14 protein-coding genes are annotated in these 16,331 nt (G+C 66.3%); 2 read left to right on the top strand and 12 right to left on the bottom strand.

The window, feature by feature from the left end:
- Window positions 1-31: 31 nt before the first annotated feature.
- The 10 genes from D5084_RS08055 to D5084_RS08010 all read right to left on the bottom strand — a co-directional run bounded on the left by D5084_RS08055 (window position 32) and on the right by D5084_RS08010 (window position 11,700).
- Window positions 32-1,192: an iron-containing alcohol dehydrogenase gene (locus D5084_RS08055; RefSeq protein WP_128515014.1), complete on the bottom strand. Its 1,161-nt coding sequence runs from the start codon at window positions 1,190-1,192 to the stop codon at window positions 32-34.
- A 4-nt stretch (window positions 1,193-1,196) separates the two neighbouring features.
- A complete protein-coding gene (locus tag D5084_RS08050; protein WP_128515013.1) occupies window positions 1,197-2,573 on the bottom strand; it encodes an aldehyde dehydrogenase family protein in 1,377 nt (458 codons plus the stop codon).
- Window positions 2,574-2,648: 75 nt separating this feature from the next.
- Window positions 2,649-4,016 (bottom strand): glutamine synthetase family protein, encoded by a 1,368-nt coding sequence (locus D5084_RS08045; protein WP_128515012.1) that lies wholly within the window; start codon window positions 4,014-4,016, stop codon window positions 2,649-2,651.
- Between the two features lie 251 nt (window positions 4,017-4,267).
- Window positions 4,268-5,182 (bottom strand): 2-hydroxyacid dehydrogenase, encoded by a 915-nt coding sequence (locus tag D5084_RS08040; RefSeq protein WP_128515011.1) that lies wholly within the window; start codon window positions 5,180-5,182, stop codon window positions 4,268-4,270.
- A 192-nt stretch (window positions 5,183-5,374) separates the two neighbouring features.
- The gene (locus D5084_RS08035; RefSeq protein WP_128515010.1) at window positions 5,375-6,001 is read right to left on the bottom strand and encodes a DUF1345 domain-containing protein; all 627 of its coding nucleotides are present in this window, start codon (window positions 5,999-6,001) and stop codon (window positions 5,375-5,377) included.
- On the bottom strand, window positions 6,002-7,141 hold the full coding sequence (gene rodA, locus D5084_RS08030; protein ID WP_128515009.1) for a rod shape-determining protein RodA: 1,140 nt from the start codon (window positions 7,139-7,141) through the stop codon (window positions 6,002-6,004).
- 10 nt (window positions 7,142-7,151) lie between these two features.
- Entirely contained in the window at window positions 7,152-9,098 is a 1,947-nt protein-coding gene (mrdA, locus tag D5084_RS08025; protein WP_128515008.1) for a penicillin-binding protein 2, read from the bottom strand.
- Entirely contained in the window at window positions 9,095-9,634 is a 540-nt protein-coding gene (locus tag D5084_RS08020) for a rod shape-determining protein MreD (protein ID WP_128515007.1), read from the bottom strand. Before D5084_RS08020 ends, mrdA begins: the two co-directional genes overlap by 4 nt.
- Window positions 9,627-10,628, bottom strand: a complete 1,002-nt coding sequence (gene mreC, locus D5084_RS08015) for a rod shape-determining protein MreC (RefSeq protein ID WP_128515006.1) — start codon at window positions 10,626-10,628, stop codon at window positions 9,627-9,629. Before mreC ends, D5084_RS08020 begins: the two co-directional genes overlap by 8 nt.
- 34 nt (window positions 10,629-10,662) lie before the next feature.
- Entirely contained in the window at window positions 10,663-11,700 is a 1,038-nt protein-coding gene (locus D5084_RS08010; protein ID WP_128515005.1) for a rod shape-determining protein, read from the bottom strand.
- Window positions 11,701-11,942: 242 nt separating this feature from the next.
- Here D5084_RS08010 and D5084_RS08005 point away from each other — a divergent pair, with 242 nt between their 5' ends.
- Both D5084_RS08005 and D5084_RS08000 read left to right on the top strand, forming a co-directional pair.
- Window positions 11,943-12,698: an SDR family NAD(P)-dependent oxidoreductase gene (locus tag D5084_RS08005; RefSeq protein ID WP_202910040.1), complete on the top strand. Its 756-nt coding sequence runs from the start codon at window positions 11,943-11,945 to the stop codon at window positions 12,696-12,698.
- Window positions 12,695-13,444: a PGN_0703 family putative restriction endonuclease gene (locus D5084_RS08000; RefSeq protein WP_128515004.1), complete on the top strand. Its 750-nt coding sequence runs from the start codon at window positions 12,695-12,697 to the stop codon at window positions 13,442-13,444. Before D5084_RS08005 ends, D5084_RS08000 begins: the two co-directional genes overlap by 4 nt.
- Window positions 13,445-13,547: 103 nt before the next feature.
- Here D5084_RS08000 and D5084_RS07995 read toward each other — a convergent pair whose 3' ends face one another.
- Window positions 13,548-15,110, bottom strand: coding sequence for a 2-isopropylmalate synthase (locus D5084_RS07995; RefSeq protein WP_128515003.1), 1,563 nt, complete (start codon window positions 15,108-15,110; stop codon window positions 13,548-13,550).
- Between the two features lie 260 nt (window positions 15,111-15,370).
- Window positions 15,371-16,309 carry a LysR family transcriptional regulator gene (locus D5084_RS07990; RefSeq protein ID WP_128515002.1) on the bottom strand — a complete coding sequence of 313 codons (939 nt, stop codon included), beginning with the start codon at window positions 16,307-16,309 and terminating at the stop codon, window positions 15,371-15,373.
- Window positions 16,310-16,331 lie beyond the last annotated feature (22 nt).

Here is a 16,331-nt window from a genome sequence, read left to right as displayed (position 1 = left end):
CGCACCGGCGGATGGTGCGCTGTAGCGCACCCTACAGACAGGCCTCGAACAGCGCCCGGGTGTTCTTCTTCGTCATCTTCACCGGGTTGCCGCCGCAGGACGGATCCTCCAGCGCCATCTTCGTCAGCATGTCCAGATCGGGGTCCTTGACCCCCAGCTTCGTCAGGTTCTCCGGGATGTCGAGCGTGGCCCGCAGGTCGAGGATGCGCTGATAGAACCCCTTGTAACCGCCCTTGATCCCGCAATAGGCCGCCGCACTGGCCAGCTTGTCCTTCACCGCCTTGCGGTTGAAGTCCAGCACCATCGGCATCACCACGGCGTTCGTGGTGCCGTGGTGGGTGTTGTAGACCGCCCCGATCGGGTGGGACAAGGCATGGATCGCCCCCAGCCCCTTCTGGAACGCCACCGCCCCCATCGCCGCCGCCGACATCATGTGCGCCCGGGCGTCAAGATCATTGGGGTCGGCATAGACCTTCGGCAGGTTCTCGAACACCAGCCGCATCCCTTCCAGCGCGATGCCCTGGGACATCGGGTGATAGAAGGGGCTGGAATAGGCTTCAAGGCAATGCGCCAGCGCATCCATGCCGGTGCCTGCGGTGATGAACTTCGGCATCCCCACGGTCAGCGCCGGGTCGCAGATCGTGATCGCGGGCATCAGCTTCGGATGGAAGATGATCTTCTTCTTGTGCGTCTCGCTGTTGGTCAGCACCCCCGCCCGGCCCACTTCCGAGCCCGTCCCGGCCGTGGTCGGCACCGCGATGATCGGCGCGATCTTCGAGGCATCGGCGCGCGTCCACCAGTCGTCGATGTCCTCCAGCTGCCAGACCTTCAGCTTCTTCGGCTGATGCGCCATCAGCGCGATCATCTTGCCCAGATCCAGCGCCGAGCCGCCGCCGAAGCAGATCACCCCGTCATGGCCGCCCGCCAGATAGACGGCGATCCCGGCCTCCATGTTCTTCTCGGTCGGGTTCGGGTCCACCTCCGAAAACAGCGCGCGGCCCAGACCTCCGGCCTCCAGCACGTCCAGCGCGTTCTGGGTGATCGGCAGGCTTGCCAGCGCCTTGTCGGTGACGAACAGCGGCTTTTGCAGGCCGATGGATTTGGCGTGGTCGGCCAGCTCTGAAATCCGGCCGACGCCGAACTTGATCGCGGTGGGATAGGACCAGTTCCGGCTGGGAACGTTGTGGCTCATGGCGTCAGACTTTCTTGAGGTGATAGGATTTCGGCCGGGTCACGGAATGGAACCCGAGATAGCTCAGAGAGGTGCCGCGCCCGGTGTCCTTGACCCCGGTCCAGGTCAGTGCCGGGTCCAGGTAATCGGCCCGGTTCATGAACACCGTCCCCGTCTCGATCTGCGCGCCGATCCGTTCGGCGGTGGCATAGTCCTCGGTCCAGATGCTGGCGGTCAGGCCATAGGGGCTGTCGTTCATCAGCCGGATCGCTTCCTCGTCTGTCTTCACCGGCATGATGCCGACCACGGGGCCGAAGGATTCCTCGCGCATCACCCGCATCGAATGATCGACGTTCACCAGGATCTGCGGCGCGAGATAGGCGCCGCCGTCATCGGCGAAATTCTTCGGATCGAGCAGCGGCTTCGCCCCCTTCGCAATGGCCTCGGCCGTCTGGTCGCGCACCACCTGGGCGAAGCGCTTGTGCGCCATGGGGCCAAGCGTGGTCGAGGCGTCGAAGGGGTTGCCCAGTTTCAGCTGGCCGACCCAGGCCACGGATTTCTCGACGAAGCTGTCGAAGAGCTTCTCATGCACATAGATCCGCTCGATCCCGCAGCAGCATTGGCCGGCGTTGTACATCGCCCCGTCCATCAGCACGTCCACCGCCACGTCGAGGTTGGCATCCTCGCGCACATAGCCCGGGTCCTTGCCGCCAAGCTCCAGCCCCAGCGGCGTGAAGGTCCCCGCAGCGGCACGCTCGATGGCCTGCCCGCCCGCGACCGAGCCGGTGAAGTTGACAAAGCCGAAGCTGCGCCGGGCGATCAGGGCCTCGGTGGTGGCGTGGTCGAGGACGACGTTCTGGAACACGTCCTCGGGCACCCCTGCGGCATGGAAGGCCTCGGCCAGCCGCTCGCCCACCAGCAGGGTCTGGCTCGCGTGCTTCAGCACCACCGTGTTCCCGGCGATCAGCGCGGGGACCAGCGTGTTGATCGTGGTGAGGTAAGGGTAGTTCCACGGCGCGATGATGAAGACCACGCCCACGGGCTCGCGGGCGAGGAAACGGCGGAACTGGGCGCTGTCCTCCACCATCTCGGGCGCCAGCGTCTTTGCCGCGATACTGGCCATGTAGTCGGTGCGGGCGTTCACGCCCCCGAACTCGCCGCCATAGCGGGTGGGGCGGCCCATCTGCCAGGCCAGCTCCTCGACCACGACCTCGGACATGGCGTTCAGCTTGGCGACCCCGGCCTTGACCAGCGCGATCCGCTCTTCCAGGGGCCGCGCGGCCCAGGGTTTCTGCGCGGCCTTCGCGCGGGCGACGACGGCCTCGGCGGCCTCGGGCGTCAGCGGCATCCGTTCGGCGTAGACCCGGCCGTCAACGGGGGAAATCAGTTGAATGGGTTTCATGTCAGTCCTCGTAGGGTGCGCATTCATGGCGCACCGTTCGGTGTGGAAGGTGCGCCATGAATGCGCACCCTACGGTCATGCGCGTTCCAGCAGCCGCTCGCGTTCGAAATCCGTGACCACGCGGTCGGTCTCGGAAATCTCCCACTGGGCGGCGTGGTGGTAGTGGTCGATCACATCGTCGCCGAAGGCCTGCCGCAGCATCGTGGACCGGTGCATCAGCTCTGCCGCCTCGCGCAGGGTCTTCGGAATTTCCCGGATGCCCTTGGCCGAATACATGTCGCCGCGCATCTCCGGCTCCAGCTCCATCTTCTTCTCGATCCCGTCCAGCCCCGCCGCCAGAAGCGCCGCACAGGCCAGATAGGGGTTCACGTCCGACCCCGGAATCCGGCATTCCACCCGTACCGCCTTGGTGTGCACCCCGCAGACGCGGAAGCCCGCCGTGCGGTTGTCGGCACTCCAGACCGCCTTGGTCGGTGCGAACATCCCCACGGTGAAGCGCTTGTAGCTGTTCACATAGGGCGCGAGGAAGGCGGTGATGTCGCGGGCATGGTGCAACTGACCCGCCAGATAATGCTTCATCAGGTCCGACATGCCGTGGCTGTCCTTCTTGTCGGCAAAGCTCGCCTTCCCGTCCAGCGACCAGAGCGACTGGTGGATATGGCTCGACGACCCCGCGCGGCGGTGGTCGTATTTGGCCATGAATGTCACCGACTTGCCCTTGGCCCAGGCGATCTCCTTGATCGCGTTCTTGATGATGACGTGGTTGTCGGCCGTATCCAGCGCGTCGGAATAGCGGTAGTTGATCTCTTCCTGCCCCGCTTCGGCCTCGCCCTTCGAATTCTCCACCGGGATCCCCGCGCCATGAAGCCCGTTGCGGACCGCGCGCATCACGTCCTCTTCCTTGGTGGTCTGGAAGATGTGGTAATCCTCGTTGTAGCCGCCCACGGTCCGCAGGGCGTTCAGCCCCCCGTCGCGCAGGTTCTCGTAGCTGTTCTCGAACAGATAGAACTCCAGCTCCGTCGCCATCATCGGCTCGAAGCCCATCGCACGGGCGCGTTCCACCTGCCGCTTCAGGATCGAGCGCGGCGCGTGGGGGACGTCGGCATGCGTCGCATGGTCCTGCGTGTCGCCCAGCACCAGCGCCGTGCCCGGCAGCCAGGGGATGCTGCGCAGCGTGCGCAGGTCGGGCTTCAGCACATAGTCGCCATAGCCGGTTTCCCAGCTTGAGGACTTGTAGCCCTGTACCGTGGTCATCTCCATGTCCACGGTAAGAAGGTAGTTGCAGCAATGGGTTTCTTCCCAGCCGCCGTCCACGAAGAACTGCGCGTGAAAGCGCTTGCCCATCAGGCGGCCCTGCATGTCGATGCCGGCCGCGATCACGGTGTCGATCTCTCCGGCCTTCACGGCCTTTCTCAATTCGTCAAGGGTCAGATTACCGGGCATGTCGTGCCTCTTTCCTGAGTTTGTCGGTCGGGGATCGGGGCCTTGCCCCGGCGTCGAAGGCGAGAGACCGCCGACGCTCCGCCGAACTCGGGCTTGCGCGGCCAGCAGGGGCCGCCTTCCGTATCCTGCGGCTCTGACCGCATGCGATGATCTCCCCGTCACGGGAATTGCCGCCCGTGAATTTGATCAATCATTCACAGGTCACGGCGTTTCCGCAACCCCTTCCTGCCGGTCGGCGGCGATGAGCGGGATCAGTAGCCGCGCGCGCGGTCCACCAGATGCAGGAAGGGCTCGCCCGCCTCGCCCCGCCGGATGTTCTCGGCGATCACGCGGGACGATGTGACGGCCCGCGTATCGGCGGCGATGTGGGGGGTGACGGTGACCTTCGGGTGTGACCAGAAGGGGTGGTCCTGCGGCAGGGGTTCCACACGGAAGACGTCCAGCGTGGCATGGCCGATCTGGCCTGCGTCAAGCGCCGCCAGCAGGGCCTGATCGTCGATCAGGGCTCCCCGGCCGGGATTCAGGATCACCGCGCCCCTGGGAAGCAGGGCAAGGCGGTCGGCGTCAAGCAGGTTCTCGGTCTCGGGCGTCTTCGGCAGAAGCGTGACGAGGATCTGCGCAGTGGACAGCGCCTGGCGCAGCCCCTGCGCGCCGTGCAGCTGGCCGGGCTTTTCGGTGCGGCTCCAGCCTGTGACCGGAAAGTTGAGCGCCCGCAGCGCCTCGGCGCAGGCCGATCCCAGCGCGCCCATGCCAAGGATCGTCACGGGACGTTCGCGGGCCAGCGGCGGGCAGGTCGGGTCCCAGACATGGCCCGGGTTCACGATGTGGCGGTCCATGCCGAGGTGGTGGCGCAGGGTGTGACCGACCACCCACTCCACCATCCCCTCGGTCAGGCCGGGGTCGACCATGCGGCAGAGGGGCTGGGTCAGGGTCGGGTTGCCCACGATCTTCTCGACCCCGGCCCAGAGGTTCAGGACGGCCTTCGTGCGGGTGTAAGGGGTGAAGTCCTGCAAGGGCGAGGCGGGGGCGTAGATGATGTAGTCGACCTCGGCCGGGGCGGCCTCGGTGACGATCCGGGCGGTGAGACCGGCCTCGGCCAGGGCGGCGGGCAGGTGGGGTTCGTATTCGGGCCAGAGCGCGGGGGCGGCGAAGAGGACGGTCAGCATGGGTGAGGCTTTCGGGGTGCCCACGCGTGGGCAGGATTTCGGGGCAAGGATTTTCAACAGGTTGGCCGTGGACATTCAGCGATTGTCAACCCTGTTCCGTTGCGCCCATGTCCGGGCGCGCGCCGGAATTTTCCAAAATTCCGGTTCGGAGCCTTCAAAGGCTCCGGTCCGATTTCTGCGAAGAAATCGGCGCTACGGACCGGCCGTCACGGCGGCGTTCACCGCGAGCGCAAGGATACCGGTGTTGTAGAAGAAACTTGCCACGCCATGCACCAGAACCGCCCGGCGCAGCGGGCGGGTGGTGACCTCGACATCGGAAACCTGGGCGGTCATGCCTATGGTGAAGCTGGCATACAGGAAATCCCATGCGTCGGGATCGCCCTTGCCCGGGAAGTCCAGGCCTTCTCCCGGGGGCGCAGAGCGGTAATGCAGGTAGGCGTAATGGAAGGCCATCAGCGAGTGGACGGTAGCCCAGCCAAGCGGCAGGCTGACCAACGCGGCCAGCCGTGCGTACAGGCTGCTTTCGTCGGCGTTCAGCACGATGGTGATCGCCGCCACGCTGGCCAGCACCGCAAACCCCGCCAGAAACAGGATCAGGGCCACGCCCTCGTCCTCCTCCTCGGCATGGCGGCGCAGGTCATCCGCGCTGGTCTGACCGACGATCCGGGCGGTGAGGAGGAGGTAGGTCAGGAACAGGACATCCGCCCCCGCAAGCAGGGCAAAGACGGGGGGGAAGGACAGGGCCCAGCCACCCAGTCCGGCGCCGAGCCCAAGGCAGAAGGACAGCAGAAACCGTCCGTGGCGCCGGAGAAGGTTCATTCAGCGCGGCCTGTGCACATGCGCGCTCTGCACCAGGCCGAAGCCGACCAGCAGCACCATCATCGCCGACCCGCCATAGCTCAGCAGCGGCAAGGGCACGCCAACCACCGGGGCCATGCCCATCACCATCGACAGGTTCACCGCGATGTAGAAGAAGAAGTTCGCCGCCACACCGATGATAAGCAGCGCCGAGAACCGGTCGCGGTTCTGGAATGCCGCCACCAGGCAGAACCCGATGATCAGCGCATAAAGCGCCAGAAGCGAGAAGGCCCCGACAAAGCCGAATTCCTCGGCCAAAGTGGTGAAGATGAAGTCGGTGTGCTTTTCCGGCAGGAAGTTTAGGCGGCTCTGCGTGCCCTGCATGAAGCCCTTGCCGCTCCACCCGCCGGACCCCAGCGCGATCTTGGCCTGGATGATGTTGTAGCCTGCGCCCAGCGGATCGGCCGAGGGGTCGAGGAACGTGTCGATCCGCTTGTACTGGTAGTCGTGCAGGAACTGCCAGGGCGTGCCGCGCAGCGTGAAGACGCCCACGATCGCCGATACCCCCAGCGCGAGGACCGCGCCGAAATACCACAGCGACACACCGGCGACGAACATCACCGTGGCCCCGGCGAGGATCAGCATCAACGAGGTGCCAAGGTTCGGCTGCATCAGCACCAGAACCGTCGGCGCCACGATCATCACCACCGGGATCAGCACATACAGCGGCCGCGACACCAGCTTGGGGTCCAGCCAGTCGTAATAGACCGCCAGCAGCATCACGAGCGTGAATTTCATCATCTCGGACGGTTGCAGGCGGATGAACCCCAGGTCGATCCAGCGCTGTGCGCCCATGCCCACTGTGCCGAACAGTTCCACCACGATCAGAAGCAGGAAGGCCACGGCATAGGCCACCCCCGACATCGACCGCCAGAACCAGATCGGCGTCAGAGCCACGATGAACATCAGCACCATGCCGACGCCGAACCGCTCCATCTGGGGCCTGGCCCAGGTGTCGAGGTTCCCGCCCGCGATGGAATAGAGCATCAGGAACCCGACCGAGGCGACGGCAGTCACCAGGATCACCAGCGGCCAGTTGAGATAAAGGACCTTGCGCAGCCCGGTCGGAGCCTGCTTGACGCGGTATTCCAGAAAGCTCATCGTCCGGCCCCTATGTCGCGGTCTTGTCCTGCGGCCGGCCCGTCACCGGATCGCGCAGCGGCAGTTCTTTCAGCATGGTCTCGATCCGGCCGCGCTGGCTGGCGGGATAGGCATCCAGCGACGGCAGGCCGTCCGACATCGCGCGCAGGATCACGTCGCGGGCGATGGGGGCCGCAGCGGTCGAGCCGCCCCCGCCGTGTTCGACCACCACAGCCACCGCATAGCGCGGCGCATCATAGGGCGCAAAGCCCACGAACAGCGCATGGTCGCGGCGGTTCCAGGGCAGGTCGTCGTTCGAGATCACCCCGGCCTCGCGCTCGGCCTTGGAAATGTTGCGCACCTGGCTGGTGCCGGTCTTGCCCGCCATCACCATCGTCGGGTCCACGATGCGGCTGGACTTGGCGGTGCCGTGCTCTCCGTTCACCACCTCGTGCATCCCGGACCGGACCGCGGCCAGGTATTCGGGCGAGACCTCCAGCGGCGGGGCCTCGGCCACCGGCAGTTCCTGGTTGTCGATCATCCGCACCAGCCGGGGTGCCACGGCGCGACCGCTGGCGATCCGGGCGGTCATCACCGCCAGTTGCAGGGGCGAGGTCAGCACATAGCCCTGTCCGATCGAGGCGTTGATCGTGTCGCCGATCCGCCATTCCTGCTTGTGCCGGGTCAGTTTCCAGGCCTTGTCGGGCATGTTGCCCTCGGTCACGGCGGACATGGGAAGCTCGAACTTGTGGCCAAGGCCCAGCTTGCGGCCCATCTCGGCGATCTTGTCGATGCCGACCTTCTGCGCGATCTCGTAGAAATAGACGTCGCAGCTTTCCGCCAGGCTGCGCGCCAGCCGCACCGTGCCATGGCCGGAACGCTTCCAGCAGTGGAACCGCCGCCCGCCGAATTCGATATAGCCGGGGCAGCTGACCTTGGTATCGGCGTTCACCACCCCGGCCTCAAGCGCCGCCAGGGCCGTCACCATCTTGAAGGTCGATCCCGGGGGATAGGCCCCGGACACCGTCTTGTTCGCCAGTGGCCGGTGATCGTTTTCGGTCAGCAGCTTGTACTCGGCGTGGCTGATCCCGCGCACGAAGAGGTTCGGGTCGAACGAGGGCGACGAGGCGCAGCAGATGATGTCGCCGTTGGTCACGTCGATCACCACGACCGCCGCGCTTTCCTCGCCCAGCCGCGCCTGGGCAAAGTTCTGGATATCGGCGTCGATGGTCAGCCGGATATCCGACCCGGGTTGACCCTCCTGCCGCTCCAGTTCCCGCATGACCCGCCCGGCCGAGTTGACCTCGATCCGCTTGGTCCCGGCATGGCCGCGCAGCGTGTCCTCCATCCATTTCTCGACGCCGATCTTGCCGATCTGGAACTTGGGGATGCGCAGCAGCGGATCGGGGTTCTCCAACCCCTCGAGGTCCTTCTCGCTGACCGGGCCGACATAGCCCACGACATGGGCGAAATCGGTGTCCAGCGGATAGCGGCGGGACTGGCCCACTTCGGGCACCACGCCGGGCAGGGCGGGGGCGTTGACCGCGACTTTCGAGAAATCCTCCCAGGACAGGCGCTCGGCAACCGTGACCGGCACGAAGGCGCGGACGGCCTTTACCGCGTCGATGCTGGCCTGCATCTCCTCGGCGGTCATCGGAATGATGGTGGCCAGGCGGCGCATCACCAGATCGACATCGCCCGCCGCCTCGCGGGTGATGACGACGCGGTAGTTCTGTTCGTTGCCGGCGATGACCTTGCCGTTGCGATCCATGATGATGCCGCGTTCGGGCGGGATCAGGCGGATGTTGATCCGGTTCTCCTCGGCCAGTAGCTTGAACTCGTCGGCCTGGTCCACCTGAAGATAGCGCATCCGGGCGCCCAGAACGGCGATCATGGCACCCATCGCGCCGCCCAGCATCAGCGTGCGGCGGTTGAGCGTGCGGTTGCTTGCCTCGGTCTCGCGGGCCGTCCGTCTCACAAGCGTCTCCCGAAATCGTCCACTTCGCCCGTCGCGGGCTTGCGCAGGTCAAGCGCCAGCCGCGACAGGCCCACGACCACCGGATAGACCGCGATCGACCACAGGACCTGCACGATGGCAAAGCCGAAAGGCGCCTGCGGCACGAAGGCCAGCCCCAGAGTCATCCGATAGACCAGCATCATGCCCAGCATGAGACCCGAGACCAGGAGCCATTCGACCAGAAAGCTCAGCTCGCGCGTCAGCTGGATGCGGCCGCGCAGGAACTCTGTCGCCAGGATCACGATGGCGGTCCAGAGGCCGGGGGGGCGGATCAGGATCAGGTCCTCAAGCAGAAAGACGGCCAGAATCAGCGGCATCGGCAGGAAATCGGGGCGCCGCACGATCCAGGCAAGGGTCACGCACAACAGGATGTCCGGTCCCGGCAGCGCGCCAGGGGCGTTGCCCAGCGGCAGAAGTCGCAGGAACAAGAGAAGCAGCGCGATGACCAGGAACAGCCCGCGGAAGATCCAGTGCTCCTGCCGCCAGAACTCAACCATCGCCGGCCTCCGTCACCGGGCCCTCGGCATCGCCCGACCCGGCGGCCTCGACATTGCCGCCCTCGGTTGCCGTGGGCGGGGCTCCGGCTGCCGCCTCGGCCGCCCCGGTCGAACCGTCGGGCAGGGGCTGACCCGCCGGCGGAGCCACCAGGCTGCCGGGATCGGTGATCGGCTCCAGCTCGTGGCTGCGCAGCACGCGCAGGAACTCCAGCCGCTGATAGTCCGCCGCCAGCACCACCCGCAGCCGCTTGTCGGTCCCCAGCGCCACCTGCCCGACCAGAAGCCCGGCCGGGAACACCGCGCCATCGCCCGAAGTCACCACCCGGTCGCCCGGGCGGACTTCGTCGGTGTCCTCGATGAACTCCAGCGGCGGCAGGGGCGAGTTGTCGCCCGAGAGCAGCGCCTTCTGCCCGGACGGCTGGATCGTCACCGGGATCCGGCTGTTCGAATCGGTGACAAGGATCACCCGGCTGGTCCGCGGCCCGACCCCGGAAATCCGGCCCACCAGACCGATCCCGTCCATCGTCGCCCATCCGTCACGGATGCCATCCCGCGCGCCCACGTTCAGAAGGACAGACTGCCGGAAGGGCGAGCCGGAATCCGCCATCACCACGCCCGTCACATAGGTCAGCTTCGGGTCCAGCCGCACCTTGTTCAGGTCCAGAAGCCGCGCGTTCTTCTGCTCCAGCTGCAACGCCGCCTCTTTCCAGGCCTTCATCTGCTGCAACTCGCGCTTCAGCTCCTGGTTCTGTTCGTAGATGCGCGTGTAGGACTGGAAATCGTCGATCATCCCCGCGACCGCCGTCACCGGGGCCATCGCCCAGTCGAAATTCGGCACCACCGCGTCGACCAGCGCCGCGCGGAACCGTTCCACCCGCGGGCTGTCGATCCGCCACAGGATGAACAAGCCCAAAAGCATCAGCACTGCCAGCCAGACCAGAAGCCTGCGCAGCGGGCGCGAATAGTCCTCGGGTGCGGTGCGGTTCCTGGCCAAGGGTCAGCCTTCCATCGCCATCGGCCAGCGGGCCTCAGGTGTCGTAATCGATCACATGCCGAAGCTGCTTTTCATATTCCAGCGCTTTCCCGGTCCCCAGGGCAACACAATTCAGTGACTCGTTGGCCACCGAGATCGACAGCCCGGTCTGTTCGCGCAAGCTCAGGTCCAGCTCGCCCAGCAGCGCCCCGCCGCCGGTCAGCATCACGCCCCGGTCGACGATATCCGCCGCAAGGTCGGGCGGCGTCGCCTCCAGCGCCTGCATCACCGCGTCGCAGATCTGCTGCACCGGTTCGGCCAAGGCTTCGGCCACCTGGGCCTGGTTGATCTCGGTCTCCTTCGGCACCCCGTTCAGCAGGTCGCGGCCCCGGATCGTCATCGAGGACCCGCGCCCGTCGTCAGGCATCCGGGCCGTGCCGATCGAGGTCTTGATCCGTTCGGCAGTGCTTTCCCCGATCAGCAGGTTCTGGTGGCGCCGCAGATAGCTGACGATCGCCTCGTCCATCCGGTCGCCGCCCACACGCACCGACCGGGCATAGACGATGTCGCCCAGCGACAGGACCGCGACTTCCGTCGTCCCGCCGCCGATGTCCACCACCATGTTCCCCGTGGGTTCGGTGATCGGCATCCCCGCCCCGATGGCCGCCGCAATCGGTTCGGCGATCAGCCCGGCCCGCTTTGCGCCCGCCGACAGCACCGACTGCCGGATGGCCCGCTTTTCCACCGGGGTCGCCCCGTGCGGCACGCAGACGATGATCTTGGGCTTGCTGATCGTGGACCGCTTGTGCACCTTGCGGATGAAATGCTTGATCATCTCTTCCGCCGCCTCGAAATCGGCGATGACCCCGTCGCGCATGGGCCTGATCGCCTCGATCGTGCCGGGCGTGCGGCCCAGCATCAGCTTGGCATCCTCGCCCACGGCCAGAACGACCTTCTTGCCGTCCTTGTTGTGATAGGCCACCACCGAGGGCTCGTTCAGCACGATCCCCTTGCCGCGGATATAGACCAGCGTGTTCGCGGTGCCGAGGTCGATGGCCATGTCAGACGAGAACAGGCTTGGGAAAAGCGACATGTGCGGTCCTTTGGTGGTCCTGGGGCAAGCAACGATTTTGGCCCCGACTCGGAGTTTCCGACGGGGCTGCTTCTTATAGAGGCAGCGCGCAGGGAAGCGAAAGCCCCGCTGGCTGCAATCCGCACACTTCCGCGTGCTTGCAGAAATCCGATCTTTTGCGCGTGATTTTGGCTATTCCGGCCGGACAACCTTTCAGTTTTCCGATATGGTGGCAAGGATCGGCGAAAGACATGGGGGCGGCGATGACAGGGGTGGCAGGGCGCGTGGCACTGGTGACGGGGGCCGGGGCGCCGGGGGGAATCGGTTTCGCCATCGCCCGGGCGCTGGCGGCCGGGGGTGCAAGGGTCTGCGTCACGGCCACGACCGGACGTATCCACGCCCGCGGGGAAGAGCTTGGCGCGATGTCGCACATCGCCGACCTGACCGACCCGGCGCAGGTCGCGGGCCTGTTCGCGGCGGTCGAGGCGCAGCTGGGCCCGGTCGAGATTCTGGTGAACAACGCGGGCATGGTGCAGACCGGCCTCGACGTGCCGCGCGGGCATCTGGCCGACTGGACCGACGAGGTCTGGGCGCATCACATGGCGCTGAACATCAACACCACCTTCCACTGCTGCCGCGCCGCGCTGCCCGGCATGGCCGCGCGACGGTTCGGCCGGATCGTCAACATCTCCTCCGTCACCGGGCCCGTGGTGACCATCGACGGCTCATCCGCCTATGCCACCGCCAAGGCCGCGATCACCGGCATGACGCGGTCGATCGCGCTGGAATACGGGCCGCGCGGGGTGACCTGCAACGCGGTCCTGCCGGGCTGGATCGCCACCGAAAGCTCCAGCCCGGACGAGATCGTCGCCGGAACCCGCACCCCGGTCGGCCGCCCCGGCCGGCCCGAGGAAGTCGCCGCCTGCGCGCTGTTCCTCGCCTCGGACGAAGCCTCCTATGTCACCGGGGCGATGCTGGTTGTGGACGGCGGGAATACGGTGCAAGAGATGAAGGGATGACGGACGCCGCCTTCCTGCCCGGCGTTCCCGCCGAGGCCGTTCTGGCCGCCTTGAAGCGATCCCCCGCCAGCGAACTGGCCTCGGGCAAGTTCGACAGCCCGGAGTCCTCGGCAGCCCTTGTCGCCAACGCCTTCGGCTGGTTCCTGAACCGCCCGCAGGCCCTTCCGCCACTGCCCGGCGTGCCGATGGGCCAGCCGGAAGCGGTGGAGATCGAGGCCGAGATGCGCTTTCCCTGGACCGGGGGCCGCCACCCCTGGCTCGATGCCGTGATCACCACGCCGACGACCCTGGTCGGGGTGGAATCGAAGCGGTACGAACCCTTCCGCCCCGGCAAGGCCGCCAGTTTCTCCGAGGCCTGTGACAGCCGCGACTGGGGCAATGGCATGGCCCGGTTCACCGCGATGCGCCGGGCCTTGGCGGATGGCAAGCAGACCTACCGGCATCTCGATGCGGTGCAACTGGTGAAACACGCCTACGGTCTGCGGACGCAAAGCGTCAAACGGGCGCGGGGGGCGGTGCTGGTCTACCTCCATGCCGAGCCTGCCCAGTGGGCCAGCGGCAAGCCGGTCTCGCCGGACGCCATCACCCGCCACCGGGCCGAGGTCGCCGACTTCGCCCGCGCGGTGAAGGGCGACGACGTGACCTTCGTGGCGCTGCGATGGTCGGACCTGCTTGACCATTGGTCGAAAGACCCGGCGCTTTTCGCCCATGCCAACGCACTGAGGGGTTGGTTCGGTTCGCTTTAGCTTGCGGGCATCATGGCTAACGATCCCTGAACGCCCGCAGACAAGTCCTTGATTTCATGAAGGTGGCCCCAGCCGCCGCGCGCGGCGCACCGGGGCCGATCGCTTACTCGCCGTGGTAAGAGACGGTCTTCACATCCTCGCCCGGCGCCGTCTTCTGCCGCCGGATGATGAGGCGGTTCAGCGCGTTGATATAGGCCCGGGTCGAGGCGACGATGGTGTCGGTATCGGCCGAGGACCCGGTGACGATCCGCCCGTCCTCCTCCAGCCGGACGCTGACCGTGGCCTGCGCGTCCGTCCCCTCGGTCACAGCATGGACCTGATAGACCTGAAGGCGGGCCTTGTGGGGGAAGAGCATCTTCACGCAGTTGAAGGCCGCATCCACCGGCCCGTCGCCGGTCGCGTCGATGTGGTGGTCCTTGCCGTCGATCGACAGGATCATGTCCGCCTCTTGCGGGCCTTCCGTCCCGCAGACGACCCGCAGCTTCTTCAGTTGCAGGTATTCGTAGGCATCGTTGGTCTGTTCATCCGAGACCAGCGCGATCAGGTCGTCATCATAGACTTCCTTCTTGCGGTCGGCCAGAGCCTTGAAGCGGACGAAGACATCGTTCAGCTGGTTGTCGGCCAGATCGAAGCCCAGCTCCTTGAGCTTCGCCCGCAGCGCGGCCCGGCCGGAATGCTTGCCCATGGCGATGTTCTTCGCGGTCAGCCCGATATCCTCGGGCCGCATGATCTCGAAGGTCTGGACGTTCTTCAGGACGCCGTCCTGATGGATGCCGCTTTCGTGCAGGAAGGCGTTCTTGCCGACGATGGCCTTGTTGAACTGGACCGGGAAGCCGGACACCTGGCTGACCCGGCGCGACAGGTTCATGATCTTGGTCGTGTCGATGCCCGTCCGGTAGGGCAGGATGTCGTTCCTGACCCGCATTGCCATCACGACCTCTTCCAGCGCGGTGTTGCCCGCGCGTTCGCCCAGGCCGTTGATCGTGCATTCGATCTGGCGGGCGCCCGCTTCGACGGCCGCCAGAGCATTCGCCGTCGCCATGCCGAGGTCGTTGTGGCAGTGGGTGGCGAAGATGATGGTGTCGGCACCGGGCACCCGCTCCAGCAGCATGCGGATGATCTTCGCCGACTCCATCGGGTAGGTGTAGCCGACCGTGTCGGGGATGTTGATCGTCGTAGCCCCGGCCTTGATCGCGATTTCCACCACGCGGCAGAGATAGTCGGGTTCCGTCCGCGTCGCGTCCATCGGCGACCACTGGACGTTGTCGCAGAGGTTGCGGGCATGGGTGACCGTCTCGTGGATGCGGTCGGCCATCTGGTCCATGTCGAGGTTCGGGATCGCGCGGTGCAGCGGCGAGGTGCCGATGAAGGTGTGGATGCGCGGCGATTTCGCGTGGCGAACGGCCTCCCAGCAGCGGTCGATGTCCTTGAAGTTCGCCCGGGCGAGGCCGCAGATGGTGGAGTTCTTCGCCCGTTTCGCGATTTCCGTCACGGCGGCAAAGTCGCCTTCGCTGGCGATGGGGAAGCCCGCCTCGATGATGTCCACCCCCATCTCGTCGAGGAGGGAGGCGATCTCGAGCTTTTCCTCGTGAGTCATGGTCGCGCCCGGGCTTTGTTCGCCGTCGCGGAGCGTGGTGTCGAAGATGACGACCTTGTCTTGGGTCATGGGTCTGGTCCTTGTCTTAGCTTTGCGGTCCTTCGGGGCGCTGGTCACCTCTGAGCGGTCGCGCCCGGGGGCACGCTCAGAGGCGGCTAAGAAGGAGAAGGCCACGGGGCAGCGCAGGGCAGGCGGCCCTGTCGATGGCAAGGATGTGGGGTCCCGTGGTCATGGGGCGGGACTATACGGGGGAAATCGGGGAAGGGAAGGGGATTTTTCTCGGGACCAATGGACCCGCACCTGCCCATGCCGATGCAGGCGTGGCGCTCTCATGCCTGAAGGGCAAGGGCATGGGTCCTGATGTCGCGCAGTTGCTGTCTGATCCAGGCCGTCCTCGGGTCGGACTCATTGCGCCGGTGCCAGAAGGCCGATACCGGGAATTTTCGCACCGGGATCGGTGGCTCTGCTGTCGCCAGTCCGAAACCGGGTGCAAAGGCGCGCGCGACGCGGGCGGGCAAGGTCACAAGCGCGCCAGAGGCCGCGACGGCGGCAAGGGCCGGCAGGAAGGCCGGCAGGCCGAGGGTCACGCGGCGGCTGCGACCCATGGCTTCCAGTTGGCCATCCACCACTCCGCGCAGGTCGCCGCCCGGGGAAATCAGAACGTGGTCGGCAGCGCAGTAGGCGTCCAGGCCGATGTGCGGGGCCTGCGGCAGCGCCTCGGGGCGACCTGCCACGAGAAAGGATTCATCGTAGAGCGGCTCTGCGCAGATCGTCTCTGGCAGGTCCCAGACATAGCCCAGCACAAGATCGGCCCGCCCTTCGGCCAGGGCCTCCATCGCGGCGCCGCGCCCGAGCGGCAGGATCGACAGGGTCAGCCCGGGAGCCAGCCGGCTGAGCTGCGCGGCCAGCGGGGGGATCACGACGGCCTGTTCGGCGTCAAGCGCGGCGATGCGGAGCAATCCGGTTGCCGTCGCCGGGTCGAAGCTGCGGGCTGCACCCAGCGCCCCTCGCAAGGCATCAACGGCGGCGGCAACCGGAGCCTCCAGCGCCAGTGCGGTGGCGGTCGGCTCCATCCCATGCGGGCGGCGCAGGAACAGGTCATCCCCGAAGATGTCGCGCAGGCGACGCAGGGACTGGCTGATCGCGGACTGGGTCAGACCCAGTTCCGCCGCGACAGCAAGTGCCTTGCGATGCCGCAGGAGGCCCAGAAAGACCAGAAGCAAGGTCAGGTCCAGACGGCGGAGTTCGGATGTGCTTAACTCAGACATGATCCCTTTTCATTTTCAATGC

The organism is Tabrizicola thermarum (assembly GCF_003574395.1).
Classification (GTDB): Bacteria; Pseudomonadota; Alphaproteobacteria; order Rhodobacterales; family Rhodobacteraceae; genus Tabrizicola; species Tabrizicola thermarum.
The sequence above is the reverse complement of the archived record's forward strand: the minus strand, read 5'-3'. Positions and strand labels throughout refer to the sequence as shown.